This window comes from Rhodococcus sp. NPDC056516 (genome assembly GCF_042794655.1).
GTDB lineage: Bacteria > Actinomycetota > Actinomycetes > Mycobacteriales > Mycobacteriaceae > Rhodococcus_F.
In genome coordinates, this window is sequence record NZ_JBHTTG010000001.1 from 703726 (window position 1) to 720605 (window position 16880).

The 16880-nt window shown below is 62.2% G+C and carries 16 protein-coding genes; 9 read left to right on the plus strand and 7 right to left on the minus strand.

Annotated elements, in window-relative coordinates:
• Positions 1 to 50: 50 nt before the first annotated feature.
• From ACFQ6Y_RS03395 to ACFQ6Y_RS03405, 3 genes are all read right to left on the minus strand, one after another.
• Positions 51 to 1298, minus strand: a complete 1248-nt coding sequence (locus tag ACFQ6Y_RS03395; RefSeq protein WP_378446852.1) for an Nramp family divalent metal transporter — start codon at positions 1296 to 1298, stop codon at positions 51 to 53.
• 127 nt (positions 1299 to 1425) lie between these two features.
• Positions 1426 to 1917 (minus strand): nuclear transport factor 2 family protein, encoded by a 492-nt coding sequence (locus tag ACFQ6Y_RS03400; protein ID WP_378628938.1) that lies wholly within the window; start codon positions 1915 to 1917, stop codon positions 1426 to 1428.
• Positions 1918 to 1949: 32 nt separating this feature from the next.
• A complete protein-coding gene (locus tag ACFQ6Y_RS03405; RefSeq protein ID WP_378628942.1) occupies positions 1950 to 2825 on the minus strand; it encodes a TIGR03619 family F420-dependent LLM class oxidoreductase in 876 nt (291 codons plus the stop codon).
• A 138-nt stretch (positions 2826 to 2963) separates the two neighbouring features.
• On the opposite strand from ACFQ6Y_RS03405, the gene ACFQ6Y_RS03410 reads away from it, so the two are divergent.
• The 4 genes from ACFQ6Y_RS03410 to bphC all read left to right on the plus strand — a co-directional run bounded on the left by ACFQ6Y_RS03410 (position 2964) and on the right by bphC (position 7091).
• Positions 2964 to 3872 carry an IclR family transcriptional regulator gene (locus ACFQ6Y_RS03410; protein WP_378446850.1) on the plus strand — a complete coding sequence of 303 codons (909 nt, stop codon included), beginning with the start codon at positions 2964 to 2966 and terminating at the stop codon, positions 3870 to 3872.
• Between the two features lie 76 nt (positions 3873 to 3948).
• Positions 3949 to 4818 (plus strand): alpha/beta fold hydrolase, encoded by an 870-nt coding sequence (locus ACFQ6Y_RS03415; RefSeq protein WP_019745379.1) that lies wholly within the window; start codon positions 3949 to 3951, stop codon positions 4816 to 4818.
• Positions 4819 to 4956: 138 nt separating this feature from the next.
• Positions 4957 to 6135 (plus strand): acyl-CoA dehydrogenase family protein, encoded by a 1179-nt coding sequence (locus tag ACFQ6Y_RS03420; RefSeq protein ID WP_003940250.1) that lies wholly within the window; start codon positions 4957 to 4959, stop codon positions 6133 to 6135.
• A 35-nt stretch (positions 6136 to 6170) separates the two neighbouring features.
• Entirely contained in the window at positions 6171 to 7091 is a 921-nt protein-coding gene (bphC, locus tag ACFQ6Y_RS03425; RefSeq protein WP_095968411.1) for a biphenyl-2,3-diol 1,2-dioxygenase, read from the plus strand.
• Between the two features lie 64 nt (positions 7092 to 7155).
• Here the strand turns inward: bphC and ACFQ6Y_RS03430 are convergent, their stop codons facing one another.
• From ACFQ6Y_RS03430 to ACFQ6Y_RS03440, 3 genes are all read right to left on the minus strand, one after another.
• Complete coding sequence (locus tag ACFQ6Y_RS03430; RefSeq protein WP_378628946.1) at positions 7156 to 8469, minus strand: bifunctional o-acetylhomoserine/o-acetylserine sulfhydrylase; 1314 nt, start codon at positions 8467 to 8469, stop codon at positions 7156 to 7158.
• A gap of 38 nt (positions 8470 to 8507) precedes the next feature.
• Positions 8508 to 9023 carry an OsmC family protein gene (locus ACFQ6Y_RS03435; protein ID WP_007732784.1) on the minus strand — a complete coding sequence of 172 codons (516 nt, stop codon included), beginning with the start codon at positions 9021 to 9023 and terminating at the stop codon, positions 8508 to 8510.
• A 241-nt stretch (positions 9024 to 9264) separates the two neighbouring features.
• Entirely contained in the window at positions 9265 to 10026 is a 762-nt protein-coding gene (locus ACFQ6Y_RS03440; RefSeq protein ID WP_378628950.1) for an enoyl-CoA hydratase-related protein, read from the minus strand.
• 117 nt (positions 10027 to 10143) lie between these two features.
• Between ACFQ6Y_RS03440 and ACFQ6Y_RS03445 the strand changes: the two genes are divergently transcribed.
• Positions 10144 to 10737 (plus strand): TetR/AcrR family transcriptional regulator, encoded by a 594-nt coding sequence (locus ACFQ6Y_RS03445; RefSeq protein WP_378531438.1) that lies wholly within the window; start codon positions 10144 to 10146, stop codon positions 10735 to 10737.
• A 6-nt stretch (positions 10738 to 10743) separates the two neighbouring features.
• Here ACFQ6Y_RS03445 and ACFQ6Y_RS03450 read toward each other — a convergent pair whose 3' ends face one another.
• Complete coding sequence (locus ACFQ6Y_RS03450) at positions 10744 to 11403, minus strand: TetR/AcrR family transcriptional regulator (protein WP_378542926.1); 660 nt, start codon at positions 11401 to 11403, stop codon at positions 10744 to 10746.
• 268 nt (positions 11404 to 11671) lie between these two features.
• Between ACFQ6Y_RS03450 and ACFQ6Y_RS03455 the strand changes: the two genes are divergently transcribed.
• From ACFQ6Y_RS03455 to ACFQ6Y_RS03470, 4 genes are all read left to right on the plus strand, one after another.
• Entirely contained in the window at positions 11672 to 12475 is an 804-nt protein-coding gene (locus tag ACFQ6Y_RS03455) for an SDR family NAD(P)-dependent oxidoreductase (protein ID WP_019745372.1), read from the plus strand.
• 70 nt (positions 12476 to 12545) lie between these two features.
• Positions 12546 to 13667 carry a DUF5938 domain-containing protein gene (locus tag ACFQ6Y_RS03460; RefSeq protein ID WP_378531440.1) on the plus strand — a complete coding sequence of 374 codons (1122 nt, stop codon included), beginning with the start codon at positions 12546 to 12548 and terminating at the stop codon, positions 13665 to 13667.
• Positions 13668 to 13739: 72 nt separating this feature from the next.
• On the plus strand, positions 13740 to 15260 hold the full coding sequence (locus ACFQ6Y_RS03465) for an AMP-binding protein (protein WP_378628952.1): 1521 nt from the start codon (positions 13740 to 13742) through the stop codon (positions 15258 to 15260).
• A gap of 205 nt (positions 15261 to 15465) precedes the next feature.
• The gene (locus ACFQ6Y_RS03470; protein ID WP_378628956.1) at positions 15466 to 16845 is read left to right on the plus strand and encodes an MFS transporter; all 1380 of its coding nucleotides are present in this window, start codon (positions 15466 to 15468) and stop codon (positions 16843 to 16845) included.
• The last annotated feature ends 35 nt before the right edge of the window (positions 16846 to 16880 follow it).

Below are 16880 nucleotides of genomic sequence, written 5' to 3' on the forward strand. Positions count from 1 at the left end.
CGGAGTCATCCAGCGCGTTTGTGAGGGACGCGTTGGGTGGCTCTGGTGCTCTAGCCTGTCACCGTCAGAACCAGCAGAGCGACGTTGAGCGCAACGATCAAACCCGCTGCAACCCATGCCGCGACGGTCGTGAGTGGGGCATTACGCGCGTCTCCCATGAGTTCGGGGTCCGAAGTCATACGCACCAGTGGGATGATCGCGAAGGGGATGCACAGGCTCAAGACCACCTGGCTGAGTACGAGTGCGAGAGTCGGATCGACGCCGAGTGCGAGAACGATCAGCGCCGGGATGAGAGTGACGATTCGGCGCGTGATCACCGGAATGCGAATGGCCAGAAGGCCATGCATGATCTCGGCGCCGGCCGCGCACCCCACGGAGGTCGACGCGAGTCCGGAGGCGAGGAGTCCGATCGCGAATACGACGGCCACACCAGGGCCGAGTGAATTCTCGATCGCGGCATGCGCGCCGTCGATGGTGTCGGTGCCGGGTACTCCGCGCAGTGCCGACGCGGCCAGGAGCAGCATGCCGATGTTCACGCCACCGGCGATGATCAACGCGACGACGACATCCCAACGCGTGACCTTGAGTAGTCGCTGCAATCGTGGCCCAGGTTTGATGTGGCCGTGGCGATCTCGGGCCAATGCGGAGTGCAGGTAGATCGCGTGCGGCATGACCGTGGCGCCGAGCATGCTGGCGGCGAGCAGTACGGTCTCGGTTCCTTCGAAGCGGGGGACCAGTCCGGCGACGGCTTCGCTTCCGGAGACGTCGGTGAAGGCGAGTCCGGTCAGGAAGCCGATCGTGATGATGGCCAGCAATCCCATGACCACGAACTCGAAAGTGCGCTGCCCGCGCCGACTTTGGATCGTCAGGATCACCATCGACACGCAACCGGTGATCAACCCACCGACGAAGAGCGGGACGTTGAAGAGCAGGTTGAGTGCGATGGCGCCGCCGATGACCTCGGCCACGTCGGTTGCGATCGCCATCATCTCGGCCTGGAGCCAGAACGCGCGACGGTTGTTCTTACGCAGGCGCTGACCCAGCATTTCGGGCAGGGATCTGCCGGAGACCAGCCCGAGTTTCGCGGACAGATACTGCACCAGGACGGCCATCGCGTTGGCGAGTACCAGTACCCAGATGAGGAGGTAGCCGTACTTCGCGCCGGCAGTCAGGTTGGCGGCGACGTTGCCCGGATCGACGTACGCGATGGCCGCGACGAACGCCGGACCGAGCAGGGCGATGGATCTCCCCGTAGGTCGTCGGCGCGGAGTCGTCGGCTCTTGCGTACTGGTGCTCATCGGTCTCCTGGTCGCACGTACTCGGACCTGCCGGTTCGAATATGTGAACTATAGAGTTCGGGGAGCCGAACTTTCAACCGCTGTGCGCGGTTAACGACCGCAGAGACTCTCTAACCGCGCACAGGGGTTAGGCCGTCACTCCGGCAGCCAGCAGGGCGCGGGCCTCGGGTCGGCCGTCGAGGAGAGCGTTGGTGCGCAACTCGACCTTCCACTCGCCGTCTGTCTTGATCAGCTCCCAACGGTTTGCGGTGATGCGGAGGACCTTGAATCCCGTCGGGTTCTCGGGATCCTTGATGACCAACTGTGAATGGCAGGTAGCGACGGCCTTGTTGCCGTTGATGCGGATGTGCGCGGGCGTCATCATGTGCGCCGCGCCGTTCATGATCCAGTTCTGGTGAGAGGCGCTGTGAACCATGGCCCGCAGTTCGCCGCGGCCGTGCATCGCGCCGGTGTCGACGTCGTAGACACCGTCCTCGAGCCACAGGTTCGCGACTTCGTCGGCCGATCCGCTGTCGACGGCGGGGCTGTACGTGGTCAGCAGTTCGGTGATCGCGAGCTTGTCCTCGAGCAATTCCACTCGGGCGAGCAGGGATTCGATCAGGGCGGTCGAGTCAGTCATCGGTACGTCCTTTGCATTGGATTATCGGCGAATCAGGAAGTGGTGAAAGAGAAGCCCTCGGCGAGGGCGATTCGGTGAAGTTCTTCGAGTTGTTCGCAGTAGTGTTCGGCGCTTCGAGCGCCGACCGAGCAACTGGCTATGGTCGCCCCGGCGTAGCGGACGCGAGTCAGTGAGCGAAGCGTGGACTCGGGATCGCCGAGGGGATCGAGCGGAGCGCCGGCGGGGAGGACGACGTCGAATCCGTCGGGGAGCGTCGTGGCGCCCAGCATTTCCTTCAGTTCGGAGAATCTCAGCCCGAACGGAACCCACCCGTCGCCGTGTGTGGTGGCCCGGCGCAACGATCTCTTGGTCCGGCCGCCGATCCACAGTGGCACACGTTTCTGGACGGCATGAGGTTCGACGACAAATCCGGAGTAGTCGTAGAACTCGCCGTGATACTCCGGAGTCGGCGTCGACAGCGAAACCCGAAGGGCGGCCAAAGCGTCGTCGGCACGCGCTCCTCGATCGGTGAACGGAGCATTTACGAGATCGAATTCTTGTTTCAGAGTCCCCACTCCGAGTCCGAGTATCAGGCGTCCGTTGCTGACACGATCCAGCGTTCCGTAGCGCTTGGCGATCTCGAGGGGATGGTGATAGCCCAGCACCAGCACCTGCGTCGCCAGCAGGATTCGTGACGTACGTGCGGCGAGAAAACCGAGGGTGGCGAGCGGATCCCAGTAGGTTCCGCCACGTTCGGTGGCGATCTCTTCTGGAACCGCGACGTGTTCACTGCAGGTCAGATGGTGGAAACCGAGTTGATCCGCCGCGGCAGCAATTGTGGCAATCTCACCGATGTCAGCACTCGCCTCCCACTCCGAACGTGTGCTCGGGTGCTGAATCAGGACCGGCGTGACGATTCCCAGGTGCATCGGGCGTTTATAGCCCTCCCGCACGCGCGGCGGCAGGTGAATTACCGCTGATCGGGATCGAAAAGGTTGATTCACTTTCCAGAAACTGTGACCTGGGTTATAGTCGGTAGAATCAATTCCAGTTTTCGGGAGGCGTCCATGACCATCGTTGACATGAACGACACACTGTCCACCGTCCAGACCGCCGCCGGGCTACCCAAGAAGGATCTGCCGCCGTCGATGGTCGAGCGGATGACACTGATTCTTGACGCCTTCGACGGCCGCGCCGCACGGCTGACGCTGGAAGAGGTCGCGTGCCGCACTCAGTTGCCGCGGTCCACCGTCCACCGCATTCTCGATCAGCTCGTCAAACTGGACTGGGTTGATCACGCATCGTTCGGCTACTGTCTCGGGCGCCGTGCACTCGGCCTCGGTGGTGGCGACGGCGGCCACAGCCAGATCCGCGAAGCCGCGGCGCCGCTTCTGCACGAGTTGCACCTGCAGACCGGCATGGTTGTTCATCTGTCGGTGCTCGACGGGCGCGAGAGTGTCTACCTCGACAAGGTCGGCGGGCGGTTCGCCGCGGCGCTGCCGTCCCGCGTCGGCGGCCGAGTACTCGCCCATTCGACGGCCGGAGGCAAGGCGATGCTGGCGTGGATCGACCCTGAGCGTGTCGACGCTCTGTTCGGGTCGGCGCTTCCCCGCTGCACCGAGAACACGATCACCGACGTCGCGGTGCTCCACCAGGAACTGAACCGGATCCGTCAGCGTCGGGGACTGGCCTTCGAGCGCGGTGAGTCGGCGCGTGGGGTCGCTTGTGTGGCGTCGGCAATTCGCGGACACGAGGGTCCTGTCGGCAGCATCGCGTTGTGTGGGGACATGCGGACCGCTCAGCTCGAGCGAGTTGCTCCGCTGGTCGTCGACGCGGCTCGCGAGGTCTCCCGCACGCTGTACCCCGAACTGGGCGCTCCCCGCCGTGGTCGCAAAACCCCTCCTGTTCCGACCAATACGTTCTCCGCGGAGACGATGGATCGCCTGCTGGCAGCGTCGTCCGACCACTGGATCTGACGTATTTTGATCGACTTGTCTCGCTGATCGGGACGAGTCATAGCAGCTCAGCGGTACTGATGGCACCGTTCGGACCATGACGACTGAACTGAGCTACGAGGGAACCCTGAAGGAACTGCAGACCGATCTCGGTGTGCTCCGGTACCACGAAGCCGGCGACGGCCCGCCGCTCCTGCTGCTGCACGGATCGGGCCCCGGAGTCACCGGTTGGCGTAACTACCGCGGCGTTCTCGCGGACTTCGCGGAGCACTTCCACTGCTACGTTCTCGAGTTTCCCGGATTTGGCGTCAGCGATCCCGGCCCCGACCATCCGATGATGATGGCGCAGGCATCGGTCGGCATGTTCCTCGACGGCCTGGGCCTCGGACCGGTCCACATGATCGGTAACTCCATGGGCGGCATCGTCGCCACCAAGGTTGCGATCGACGAGCCACATCGGGTCAGCAAGCTCGTCACCATCGGCGGCATGGGCAAGAACACCTTCTCTCCCGGCCCCGGTGAAGGCATCAAACTCCTCATGGAGTTCACCGACAACCCCACCCGCGAAGCTCTGGTCCGCTGGTTGCATTCGATGGTCTTCGACCGTGCCGTTGTCACTGAGCAGCTCATCGAAGAGCGTTGGGCCCTCGCCACCGAGCCGACGACGCTCGAGATCGCCCGCCGTATGTACAGCAGCAAGGCCATGGCGGCTATGGGCGCGGCTGCTGCTGCGTCGACCGCCGTGCCGTACTGGGCGCAGTTGAACAAGATCAAGGCGCCGACGCTCTTGACCTGGGGACGCGACGACCGCGTCAGCCCCGTGGACATGGCGATTCTGCCGATGCGCGACATCCCCAACGGCGAAGTTCACATCTTCCCCAACTGCGGACACTGGACGATGATCGAGGCCCGCGACGCTTGGGTTGCGTCCGTTCTGGCATTCCTTACCCGGCCCGAAGGCAAGTAGGGGGCGGCGCACAGGGGGTGCTCCCACTCACCGGGAAGCGTTTCTGCACTTCGGCAGGCTCCCTGCCACCGTTTCATCAACAGATTTTCATTCTGCCTAGGCGCTCGCCGGGTACCGAAACCAGAAAGCCGGAAGATCATGGGTCAGGTTCTAGACAACATTTCACAGTTCGCCGACGAGATCCGCGCCGACGGAGTCGAGGGCGACAAGCTGATGCGCTTGACGGACGGCAGCGCGAAGCGACTGCGCGACTCCGGTGTCATCCGGATGTTCCAGCCGAAGGAGTTCGGCGGCCTCGAGGCACATCCGCGTGAATTCGCCGAGACCGCAATGGCTATCGGCGCGATGGACGGTGCCACCGGCTGGGTCAGCGGCATCGTCGGCGTCCACCCGTGGGAGCTCGCGTTCTTCGACCGCAAGGCTCAGGAAGAGGTCTGGGGAACCGATCCCGATACGTGGATGGCGTCGCCGTACGCGCCGATGGGTGTCGCGAGGCCGGTCGAGGGTGGGTACATCCTCAACGGCCGCTGGTCGTTCTCCTCGGGAACCGATCACTGTGACTGGATCATGATCGGTGCGATGGTCGGTGACGAGTCCGGCAAGCCGCTGATGCCGCCGAAGCACCTGCACGTGCTGTTGCCGCGCTCCGATTACGACATCGACCAGGACAGCTGGAACGTCGTGGGCCTGCGCGGAACCGGTTCGAAGGATCTGATCGTCAAGGACGCGTTCCTGCCCACCTACCGCACGATCGACGCCGGAAAGGTGTACGACGGAACGGCATGGAAGGAAGCGGGTCGTACGGAGACGTTGTACAAGTTCCCGTTCTCGTGCATCTTCCCGCTCGGTATCACCTCGTCGTTGATCGGTATCGCCGAGGGTGCGTTGGCGTGCAACATGGCTGCGCAGCGTGAGCGGGTGACGGTCAGTGGTGTTCCGATCAAGGAAGATCCGTATGTGCTGTTCGCGATCGGTGAGGCGGCTGCCGAGATCGCTGCTTCTCGGGCTGCGATTTTGGAGACGGTGGATCGTTTCTGGGACATGACCGAGAAGGGGCAGGAGGTTTCGTTCGAGCTTCGTGCGATCGGTCGGCGTACGCAGACTGCTGCGGCGTGGCGTGCGGTGCGGGCGGTGGACGAGATCTTTGCTCGTTCCGGTGGTGGGGCTTTGCAGTTGAACACGCCGATGCAGCGGTTCTGGCGTGATGCTCATGCCGGTCTGGCGCATGCGATTCACGTGCCCGGTTCCATTTTCCATGCGTCGACGCTCTCGCAGCTCGGTGGCGAGCCGCAGGGCATCCACCGCTCGATGATCTAGTCCCACAAACATTCTCGAAGCAAGGACGGTTAGGCATGACTGAAATTCGGGGTCTGGGATATCTCAGGATCCAAACGCAGGACGTGGCTCGCTGGCGCGAGCTCGTGGTCGACGGACTCGGCCTCGCGGTCGGTAGTGGCCCGGAAGCCGACGGCCTCTACTTGCGCCTGGACGAGCGTCGTGCGCGACTGATCGTTCTGCCCGGCGAGACGGACAAGGCTCTCGCAGTGGGCTGGGAAGTGCGAGATCAGTTCGCGCTCCAGCGTGTTCGTGAAGCGGTCGAGAAAGCCGGAGTCGAGGTCGAGGTTCTTTCCGAGGTCGACGCCAGCTACCGCGATGCCGAGCAGGTCATCGCCTTCGACGATCCCAACGGCAATCGCGTCGAGGTGTTCTTCGGGCCGGTGCTCGACCACAGCCCGTTGGTCACCCCGCACGGCGGCCGTTTTGTCACCGGCGATCAGGGCCTCGGCCATGTGGTGCTTCCGGTTACGCGTTTCGACGAGGCGTACACGTTCTACACCGAGGTGCTCGGATTCCTCCCGCGCGGTTCCATCCGTCTCGGCGGAATCGACGCGCCGCCGCCGGCCCGCCGAGTCCGTTTCATGGGTGTCAATCAGCGTCACCACAGCCTCGCGCTGTGCCCGGCGCCGCCCGTGGACGAGCCCGGTCTCGTGCACTTGATGATGGAAGCCGAGACTCTCGACGCTGTGGGTCAAGCTCTCGATCGTGTTGCCAAGCTGGGCTTCTCGATCTCCTCGACGTTGGGTCGCCATACGAACGACAAGATGGTGTCGTTCTACGTGCGTGCACCGGGTGGCTGGGATCTGGAGTTCGGGTGCGAGGGCATGCTCGTCGACGAAACCTTCTACACCGCTGAGGAAATCACAGCGGACAGCTACTGGGGCCACGACTGGTCCGACAGTGAACCGCTGGCTGCGTTCACTCCCAAGAGCTAACTCTTACGCAACGAAAAAGCTCGGTCCCAATGCATATCGGGGCCGAGCTTTTTCGTGTGATCGATCAGGAAGCTGCTGCTGCCAAACCGGTTTCGAGGTCGGCGAGAATGTCGTCGATCCCTTCGATGCCAACCGCGAGGCGTACGAGCCCCGGGGTGACGCCCGAAGCGAGCTGCTCTTCGGGGGTGAGCTGCGAGTGCGTCGTCGACGCGGGGTGGATGACGAGTGAGCGAACGTCACCGATGTTGGCGACGTGGCTGTGCAGTGTCAGGGCGTTGACGAACTTCTTGCCCGCATCGACACCACCGGCAAGCTCGAATGCGACGATTGCGCCGGTGCCCTTGGGCGCCAGCTGCTTTCCGCGCTCGTGCCACGGCGAGGAGGGCAGTCCGGCGTAGGCGACCGACGTGACCTCGGCGCGGCCGTCGAGGAACTCGGCAACCTTCTGTGCGTTGGACACGTGGCGCTCGATGCGCAGGCTCAAGGTTTCGATGCCCTGCGAGATGAGGAAGGCGTTGAACGGCGCGATCGCGGAACCGAGGTCACGGAGAAGTTGGACGCGTGCCTTGAGCGCGTAGGCGGGCGCACCCAGGTCGGCGAAGGTGACGCCGTGGTAGCTGGGATCCGGGGTGGTGAAGTTGGTGTGGCGTCCCTGGGTCCAGTCGAAGGTGCCACCGTCGACGATGACGCCGGCGATCGCGGTGCCGTGTCCGCCAAGGTATTTGGTGGCGGAGTGGACGACGATGTCGGCGCCGTGCTTCAGCGGTTGAATGAGGTAGGGCGTTGCGACGGTGTTGTCCACGATCAGCGGGATGCCGTTCTCGTGGGCGACCGCACTGATACCGGGAATGTCGAACACGTCGTTCTTGGGGTTGGAGATGGTTTCACCGTAGAACGCCTTGGTGTTCGGACGGATGGCCGCACGCCAGTGCTCGAGATTGTCCGGGTCTTCGACGAAGTCGACGGTGATACCCAGCTTGGGCAGCGTGTAGTGGAAGAGGTTGTACGTGCCGCCGTACAGACGGGGGCTGGAGACGATGTGGTCGCCGGCCTCGGCAATGTTGAGGATCGCGAAGGTCTCGGCGGCCTGACCGGACGCAACCAGCAGAGCTGCGACTCCACCTTCGAGGGCGGCGATGCGCTGCTCGACGGCATCCTGCGTCGGGTTCATGATGCGGGTGTAGATGTTGCCCGGCTCGGCGAGGCCGAAGAGCGCGGCAGCGTGGTCGGTGTTGTCGAAGACGTAGCTGGTGGTCTGGTAGATCGGCAGTGCCCGAGCGTTGGTGGCGCTGTCCGGGCCCTGCCCGGCGTGGACCTGCTTGGTTTCGAACGACCAATCGGCAGTCGGATCGGCTTCGACGGGGGTGTTCTCGCTCATGAATTCATACTCCGTGGTGAAGGGTGGGTTGATGCGGGTCAGGCGGTTTCGACGACTGTATGCACTGGGACGGGATTGCGGGTGAGATCGAGTACGGGGCAGTGGGCATCGACGGTCTCCTGCAGCTCCAGGTAGCGCTCGCGAGTTTCCGGACCGGTCAGGGTGACGACCACGCGGACCTCGGAGAATCCCGGACGGACCGCGTCGTCGAAGCCGAAGAATCCACGGACGTCGAGATCGCCTTCGGCTCTGGCCGAGATGTCGTCGAGCGCGATACCGAGTTTGTCGGCCCAGACGCGGTAGGTGACCACCTGGCAGGACAGAAGAGAAGCGAGGTAGTACTCGACTGGATTGGCTGCGGTGTTCTCGCCGCCGAGGGCCGGTGGCTCGTCGACCTCGACGCTGTACTTACCGAGAGAAATGGTGCTGGCAACGGCGTCGTGCGCCTGGGCGGAAGCCTTGAAGACGACGTGCGCTTTGCTCGCGTCCTTGTCGATGGCGTCGGCGTTGGCTGCTACGACGGAACTCAGGTGGGAGATGGAAGCGGTGGTCATGACAGAAATGTCCCCTGATCTGGGCGTACATACGAGTATCGACGCGAGCGGCGCTCACGTCGTAGGTCCGATCAGAAGATCGGACACCCGGAGGTACAGACATGCGCAAAGTCGACGTGGCGTCGCCGCGTCAGCAGCGTGCCCGTCTCGTATGCGCCAGTTCCCGTCACAGGAGAGACTGTAACCGGTTCACACCCTTTCCGACCAGATGTATAGGAAATCTGTCTCGGATCGTGGTCCGTCATGTAGGCGACAGTCCGCTCCACCGGGGTGTCCGACGACCCGCAAAAGCGTCGAGTCCTTCGGCGATGTCCGGGGAACGCAGCACTGCTTCCTTGGCATCGTCGGTGACGTTCCATCCGACGGCATCGGCTTCGGCGTAGAGAGCGTCGATCGCCTTCAAGCTCAAGCTCACCGAGGTGGGGGAGGACTCGCAGATCTCGGCCGCCATCACCAACGCCTCGTCGAGTGCCTTGCCTGGCGCAGTGACCACGTTGACGACGCCCAGGTCCCTGGCCCGTTCGGGATCGAGTGTGCGGCCGGTGATCAGGAGTTCGCGGGCGATGTTGATCGGAAGTGCCCGAGGTGCCCGAAAGAGTGCACCGGACGTCGCAACCAAACCACGCTTGGTTTCGGGAAGGCCGAATTGTGCTGTGGCAGAGGCGACGATGAGATCACAGGCCAAAGCGATTTCGAAACCTCCACCCAGTGCGTATCCCTCGACTGCAGCGATCAGGGGCTTGTTCCGCTGACGCCGAATGACGCCGTACTCACCGCCGCGAGGCATGCGAAGGTCGGCCCGCTCTCGGATATCGGTTCCGGCGCAAAAGATGTTGGGGGTTCCGGTGATGATGCCGACCCACAGATCAGGGTCGTCGTCGAGAAGATTCAGCGCGGCTTCGATTCCCTCGGCAGTCTCACGGTTGATCGCGTTACGGCGTTCTTCGCGTTCGATCCTGACGATGAGAACGCGGTCATGGCGTTCGGTGGAAACAGTCGACATAATTGGACTGTAGTCCACCTATCGGCGGCGGAGGTGCGTCACCTGACGGGACGGACATTGGACACATTCCGGACTGTGGCGAAGACTGTGTTCTGAGGCGGAGAAGGGCAGGTCGACGTGATTTCCAAACGAGAACAGAACAAGCGCGACACCAACGACAGGTTGCTCTCGGCTGCACGAATTCTGTTCTCGGCGCAGGGTTTCGCCAGCACGACCGTCGACGACATCGCCGAGCGAGCCGAGGTGTCACGAGCCACCTTCTTCAATTACTTCCAGGGCAAGGACTCGGTTCTCGAGGCGCTGCACAGTGATCATCTCGATCAGCTTGCGACACTGGTGGATCAGCTCATGGAATCGCCGATGTCGACTTCTGATCGGATCTCCCGGATTTTTCAGGACTTTGCGCAGCAAGCGATCATGCATCCGCGCTATCTGCGCATGGTGACTGCGGAACTCGAGCGCGACTTCGCCTCCTCCGGAGCGGGGGCGGCCCACGATCATCGGTTCCACGTGGAACTTCTACGGATCGTCACCGCCGGGATCGAAGCCGGCGAAGTGCGATCGGACTATCCGCCGCTGTTTCTCGCGCAGATGATCGGCGGTACTTACGGCGCGTTGGTTCGCTTCTGGCGGCAAGACGCCGACTACGACGTGGTCGGCGAATTCGATCGCGGAGCGAAGTACGTGGCCGAGGGCATTGCCGCTCGCTGAACTGACTCAGGGAGTGGGCACTACCAGGGGCAGCATCTGCTGGACGCTCTCCGAAAGATAGTTCGCAGCAGTCTGATCGCCGGACAGATGACGCAGCAGACTCTGCTGGAACAGGCCGTCGAAAATCGCGTACATCGCCGGCGAGGTGACCGAGGGTTCCACGTCGAGAAGCTCGGCATAACGAGAAACGATGCGCCAGATCATGTTTTCGAGACTCTCGTCGATCGCGGCGACGTCGGCTCGGAAGGACTCCTCGAACATCGACTGCGCGCGCAGGTCGTACCAGAGACGGTGCATCGTCGGTTCGTCGATCATGGTCTCGGCCAGCAGTGCCCCGAAACCGGTTTTCAGTTCCTCCGGCGTCTGAGCGGTGGCGACGATGCCGTCGTAGCGGGTGACGCAGCGCGCCTTGTAGTGGCGGACGCAGTGGGTGATCAGGTCGACCTTGTCGCTGAAATAGTAGTGCAGGACGCCGTGTGAGAACTCCGAATTCTGGGCGATTTCGCGCAGACTGGTGCGCGCGTAGCCCAGTTCGGCCAGCGTTTGCAGCGCGGCCTCGGCCAGTTGATCGCGCCGCTCGGAGAATTTGTCGACCTGACGACGTGACACCTTGTCGGCGTTGGTGCGCTTGTCTGTGTTGGACCGCTTATCCGACGAGGTGGGCACAGCATTTTTCACTGCCCCGCTTGACTTCTCGACTGTCGTGGTCACGATGGCACGTCCTGTTCCCTGCGATTTCCACAGCGGCACGATCGCCGCGTCCGAATCAGTGTAACCCCTGGTCTTTGACGAGCGTGTAACAAAATCTTGACAGTCGTCAAGATTTCTCTTGACACTCGTCCAAAGTTGAATACTCTGTGACTCACACCACTTGGCAGCGTCGCTGTGAACGGTGGCATCGCGAGAGTCGTTTCAGTCATGGAGGCAGTCGAAAATGAGCGTGTTTGATCTCGAGGGACGAAAAGCACTGGTCACAGGTGGTGCCAAGGGGCTCGGAGCCGGAATGGCTGAGGCGTTGGCGAAGGCGGGAGCGTCGGTGATGATCGGCGACGTTCTCGAAGACGAGGGTCGCGCCACCGCGGAAGCCGTCGGTTCGGGCGGAGTCAAGACCGGCTTCGTGAAGCTGGACGTCACCGACGACGCCAACTGGGAAGAAGCAGTTGCTGCAACCGCGGAGACTCTGGGCGGCTTCGACATCCTCGTCAACAACGCCGGCATCGAGATTTCCTCGCTGGTGGTGGACCTTGATCCGGGCGACATCCGCCGCATGTGTGAGGTGAACATCCTCGGAACGGCGCTCGGAACAAAACACGGGCTGCGCAGCATGCGTCCGGGTGGCGTCGCCGGAACTGGCGGATCCATCATCAACATTTCGTCGGTGGCAGCAACCATTCCATTTCCCGGCATCAGTGGTTACTCCGCGACCAAGTCCGCGGTCGACCGCTTCACCAGGGTTGCTGCAGCCGAGTCGGGCAAGCTCGGCTACGGAGTCCGCGTCAACTGCATCTACCCGGGTCTTGTTGCCACGGAGATGGGTCTCGGACTCGCAGCGGACATGGAGAAGCTCGGCCTCTGGCCCAGTGCCGAAGCAGCCGTCGGCGACGTCATCGGTCTCACCCCGCTCGGCCGTCTCGGCGAAGTGAACGACATGGCGGACGCCGTGGTGTTCTTGTCCTCCGACGCCGCACGATTCATCACCGGTATCGGCCTTCCCGTCGACGGTGGCATGGGCATGTAACTCGCCCCCCAATTCGCACGTACGCCCTTCTCTCGTCCCCCTTCTCACGTCTCCGAAAGGTTCCACGAACATGTCCGAAAAGAAGCCAGTCATCGTCTACGGCGTCTCCGGGTATACCGGCCGTCTGGTGTGTGAATACCTGCGCGAGTTCAACATCCCGTTCATCGCGGCCGGCCGCGACGCCGCTCGCATTCAAGAGGTTCTCGACAAGATCCCCGGTTTGGACACCGTCGATCACGAGGTCGTCGAGGTCGAGCACACGGTCGAGGCGCTCACCGAACTGTTCACCGGTGCACAGGTTGTCAGCAACATGGTCGGCCCGTTCATCAAGCTCGGCGGCACCGTCGTCGAGGCCGCCTTGAATGCCGGTTGCCACTACATGGACACCACCGGTGAGCAGGACTGGGTACTCGATGTCCAGGAGAAATTCAGCGACAAGTACCAGGAGAAGGGCCTGCTCCTCTCGCCCGGCATCGCTCAGATGTACACGACCGGTGAGATCGCGGCCAACATCGCATTGGAAACGCCGGGTCTCGACACACTCGACATTCTGGTGCTGTGGAAGGGATTTCCCACCTACGCGTCCACTCAGACGATCTTCACCATCCTCAAGGCAAACTGGTACTACCTCGAGCAGAACAAGTACGTGCAGTGGGCGCCCGGCCAGACCTTCGACGTCGTCGTTCCCGGCCAGCACGAAACTGCGCTGGCATTGCCGTGGGGCGGGACATGTCACCCGGTGTGGTTCAAGAACGATCCGCGAGTTTCCAACGTCAAGGCTGCGGGCGGAGTGTTCGACCGCACCGTGATGGAAGGTGTTGTCGCGACACAGAAGATCGTGGAGGAGCAGATCAAGACCCTGCCCGCCGACGAGCAGGAAGCCGCCTTGGCCGAGATCGCAGGTTCGGTGCAGGCCGGCATGCCACCGCGTGAGAACCCACGTATCAACACCTCGATGGACTCCGTCTACGCGTCGGGCCCGCTCGGTCGCTCACACGTCGTGATCCACGGCAACTGCAACTACAAGCAGACCGGACTCCTGCACGCATACGCAGCGCATTCTCTAATTCAGCAGGCACCCAAGCGCACCGGACTCGCCTCGGCCTGCCAGGCATTCGGGCATCGCGAACTGCTCGGCGCGCTACGCAGTTTCGGGCTGGCACTGGAACCGGAAGTAACCATCAACACCTAGCCCACGCCCTCGTCATCACGTTCACGGCTCCCGGCGTACATCGCGCCGGGAGCCCCGCCCTGGAGGCTCCCCATGCGTTTGACCGACTATCTCGACAAGGGAGCCTCTCTTGGTTCCACCGCACCGTGTTTGACGATGGGGGAGCGCACGCTCTCCTACGGCGAGGTGCAACAGTTCAGCCGTCGCTTCGCAGCTTCGCTAGCGGCATCGGGCATCGTGCCGGGCGAGAAGGTCGCGATTCTGTCCGGCAATGATCCGATCTCGTTCTCGTGCGTATTCGGAATAAGCCGGGCCGGCGGTGTCTGGTGTCCGATCAATCCTCGCAATGAAGCTGCGGAAAACCGAGATCTGTTGGATCTGTTCGATTGTCGCGCTCTCTTCTTCCAGAAGTCGTACGCCCCGCTGGTCGACCAGATCAAGGATGCGCTTCCCCAGTTGGTGACGCTCGTCTGCATCGACGGCGAATGGGATTCGGCTCAGTCTCTCGAAAGCTGGCTCGGGGAAGAAGAACTCGACGCCGCGGCGCCCGACGACGTCACCATGCTGGTCGGCACCGGTGGTACGACGGGTCGGCCCAAGGGTGTGATGCTGACTGGGCACAACATCGAGACGATGACGGCCATCACGTTGATGAGCTATCCGTTCGAAGGACGACCGGTGTATCTGGCGCTCGCGCCGTTGACTCATGCCGCCGGTGTTCTGTGCTTCCCGATCATGGCCCTCGGCGGCGAAGTGGTGATCATGCCGAAGCCCGATCTCGGGTACTTCCTCGCGAACGTTCAGAAGCACAAGGTAACTCACACCTTCCTGCCGCCGACGCTCATCTACATGCTGCTCGAGCACGAGGCCCTGTCGGCCACGGATCTCAGCTCGCTGCAATGCTTCTGGTACGGAGCGGCGCCGATCTCCCCGACCCGGCTAGAGGAGGCGATCGACAAGATCGGCCCGGTCATGGCTCAGCTGTTCGGGCAAAGTGAAGCTCCGATGATGATCTCGACGATGTCACCGAAGGAGCACTTCAGCTCGGACGGCACTGTCGCAACGTCCCGACTTTCGTCGGCGGGTCGACCGTCGCCGCTGGTGACCGTGGGGATCATGGATGACAAAGGCGCGCTGCTCGGACGTGGCGAGCGTGGCGAGGTGGTGATTCGCAGTTCGTTGGTGATGGCGGGCTATTACAAGAACCCTGACGCAACCGCGGAAGCGTCAGCCCACGGCTGGCATCACACCGGCGACATCGGGTACCTGGACGAGGACAATTTCCTGTTCATCGTCGATCGCGCCAAGGACATGATCATCACGGGCGGTTTCAACGTCTACTCGGTCGAGGTCGAGCAGGCGCTCATGGCGTACCCGGGGATTCAGGACTGCGGAGTGATCGGGTTGCCGGACGACAAGTGGGGCGAACGTGTTGTGGCAGTGGTGCAGCCACACCTCGGCGCCGAGATCGACGGCGCCGAGGTGATGGCCTTCGTGAAGGCTCGCATCGGAAGTGTGAAGACTCCGAAGCAAGTCATCGTCTGGGAGGACCTACCGCGCTCCAAGGTCGGCAAAGTTCTCAAGAACGAGATCAAGAGCGAGCTGACTGGCTGAATACCCTCGGGACGCCTATGTTTCACCGCGCGGAGTGCCTGTCGAAACCGACAGGCACTCCGCTTTCTTGTCACCCCGGCTGGTCGATTGCTCACGAATCGAGTACCGATCATCGGGAATCGTGTCTGTGAAGTTCGAATCGCCACCCGCATCGTCTCTGTGTCAGCCATCACAATGATGTGTTCGAATGAGTACGAGGTGAATCATGCGTCACGAAAGAACAGTCACCGAGCAACTTCCCCTTCCGGCCAGGACCGTCCGGAAGGTCATGCTCCGCTTCATGCCGGTCATCGGATTGGCATACATCGTCCTGTATCTCGACCGATTGAACATCGGCGTTGCAGCATTGACGATGAACAAAGAACTCGGAATATCGGCCTCGATGTTCGGGTTTGCGGCCGGAATCTATTTCTGGAGTTACACGATCTGCGAACCCCCGAGTAACTACATCCTCACAAAGGTCGGTGCGCGGCGCTGGATCACACGAATCATGATCACGTGGGGCGTGGTTACCATCGGAACCGCGTTTGTTCAGGGTGCCAGCGGATTGGTGGCAGCACGATTCCTGTTGGGTATTGCCGAAGCCGGCTTTTCGCCCGGCATGCTGTTCTTCGTCTCGAAGTGGTTCCCGAATCGGGATCGAGGCAAAGCAATGGCGTGGATCGTGACCTTCATCTGTATCTCCGGCCTGGGTACTCCGATCACCACACACCTGATGGCTATCGACGGCTTTCTCGGGCTTTCCGGATGGCGATGGGTATTCATTCTCACCGGCGTCCCCGCTGTGGTCATGGCGTTTGTGATCTACAAGGTTCTGCGGGACAAGCCTTCCGAGGCGGAGTTCCTCTCCGAGGAAGAACGCGGTTGGCTCACCGATACGCTCGAGTCGGAGGCGCAAGAGCGCGAAGCGGTCGTCGGTAAGCACAGCTTCCTCCAGGGACTCGTGCACCCACGAGTACTGGTGTTGATCGCCGTGTTCATTTGTTTCACCTTCAGCCTCAACGGTTTCCAGATTTGGATGCCGCAGATTTACGCGCAATTCGGGATGAGCACCAATCAGATCGGATGGGTTGCCGCACTACCTGCACTGATTGCGATCGGACCGATGATCTGGTGGACGCGTCATTCGGACCGCGCCGGCGAGCGCCCCGTGCACTTCGCCATCGCCGCATCGGTCGCAGCGCTCGGATTTGCTATTGCTGCGCTGTTCTTCACCACACCGGTTGTCGCTATCTTCGGATTCTGCATCGCCGGGATCGGTCTCTACAGTTCGATGAGCATCTTCATCACCATGCCTTCGAGCTTCCTTACCGGCGCTGCCTTGGCGGCAGGTTTCGGTGTCATCAACGGAATGGGTAACCTCGGAGGCTATTTCGGTCCACAGGTCACCGGCTGGATCAAGGACGCGACCAACAGTTTCACACCGGCAATCGGGGTGTACTCCGCGGTGCTGGCGACGGCAGCATTGATCGTGTTGCTGCTCAAGGTGATCACCAGAAAGGCCGACAAGGCCAACGCTCAACTGACGTTGGATTATCGGGCGGAGCGCGACGCCGGAACCTTGGTTGCACCTGAGCAGGCTTGAGCCGAATCTCGGCCTGGAAGATTCCCGATCAACGG